Source organism: Streptomyces sp. NH27, from assembly GCF_056859195.1.
Genome location: NZ_JACEGK010000874.1, coordinates 1 through 1709, shown reverse-complemented (window position 1 = coordinate 1709; position 1709 = coordinate 1). Strand labels below are relative to the sequence as shown.

Genomic DNA, 1709 nt, shown 5'->3' with positions numbered 1-1709 from the left:
GCCTTGGACCGGCTCGACGCTCCGGCCTCGGCTGCGGCGGCGGTCCGCCTGCGGGCCTTGCTGGCCCGGCTCCCGGACGCCCCGGCGGCGGAGGGCGGCGACGCGCTGGCGTCGGCGACGACCGCCGAGGAGGTGCTCGGCTTCATCCAGGAACGGTTCGGCAGATGAGCGGCGCCCCGGCCCGAAGGTCCCCTGCCCGAGGGCCCCTTGCCCAAGCGCCCCCTTCCCAGGGCGTCCCCTCCGATGGCTCCTCCGTCCGTCCGGCCGGCCACGGCTCGACCAAGGCCCAGGCCCAGGCAACACAGGAGATGCGTGCAGTGACCAGCAGCAGCGGCACCAGCAGCGACAGCGGCACCGGCGCCCAGGCGGTCGGCGGCGACAAGGTCGTCGAGACCCTCAAGTGGATGGCGCACGAACTCGACGCCGCCAAACGGCAGGTGGCAAAACTGGAGGCCGCTCGCTCGGAGCCGGTCGCGATCGTCGGCATGGGCTGCCGCTTCCCCGGGGACGTCGCCTCCCCCGGCGACCTGTGGCAACTGCTGTCCGAGGGCAGGGACGCGATCGGGCCGCTGCCGGCCGACCGCGGCTGGCAGTTGGAGACGCTGTACGACCCGGACCCGGCCGCGGCCGGCACGGCGTACGTCCGCGAGGGCGGATTCCTCGCCACGGCAGGCGACTTCGACGCGGCCTTCTTCGAGATCTCGCCGCGCGAGGCCCTCGCCATGGACCCGCAGCAGCGGCTGCTGCTGGAGGTCGCCTGGGAGACGCTGGAGGACGCGGCGATCGATCCCGGGACGTTGCGCGGCAGCGGCACCGGCGTGTTCGTGGGCACCAACGGCCAGGACTACGTCCCGCCCATGATGGACGGCGTCGCCGATCTCGCCGGCTACCTCGGCACCGGCTCCACGCAGAGCGTGCTGTCCGGGCGGCTCGCCTACGCGCTGGGCCTGGAGGGGCCCGCGGTCACCGTGGACACCGCGTGCTCGGCCTCCCTGGTGGCGCTGCACCAGGCGGTACGGGCGCTGCGCGGCGGCGAGTGCGAACTGGCGCTCGCGGGCGGCGGCACGGTGATGTCGACCCCGTGGACGCTGGTGGAGTTCTCCCGGCAGCGGGGGCTTGCGCCGGACGGCCGCTGCAAGACGTTCTCGGAACGGGCCGACGGCACCGCCGTGTCGGAGGGCGTGGGCCTGCTGCTCCTGGAACGGCTGTCGGACGCCCGCCGCAACGGCCACCGCATCCTCGCGGTGGTACGCGGCTCGGCCGTCAACCAGGACGGCGCCTCCAACGGCCTGACCGCGCCCAGCGGCACCGCCCAGCAGCGGGTGATCCGGGCGGCGTTGAAGGACGCGGGCCTGGCCACGGCGGACGTGGACGCCGTGGAGGCGCACGGCACCGGCACCCGGCTCGGCGACCCCATCGAGGTGGACGCGCTGCTCGCCACGTACGGCCGGGACCGGGCCGTGGAACGGCCGTTGTGGCTCGGCTCGGTGAAGTCCAACCTGGGCCACACTCAGGCCGCCGCCGGGGTGGCCGGCGTCATCAAGACCGTCCTCGCCCTGCGGCACGGCACCCTGCCCCGCACCCTGCACGCCGAACCGCCCACCACCCACGTCGACTGGGCCACCTCCGCCGTCCGGCTGCTGCACGACCAGCAGCACTGGCCGCGGACGGACCGGCCGCGCCGGGCAGCCGTGTCGTCCTTCGGGATC

General features: G+C 75.0%; 1 protein-coding gene. It reads left to right on the top strand.

The annotated features are described in order from the left end of the window. Positions 1-308: 308 nt before the first annotated feature. On the top strand, positions 309-1709 hold a 1401-nt coding region (locus AC13HU_RS36685), incomplete at its 3' end, for a type I polyketide synthase (protein WP_483046326.1).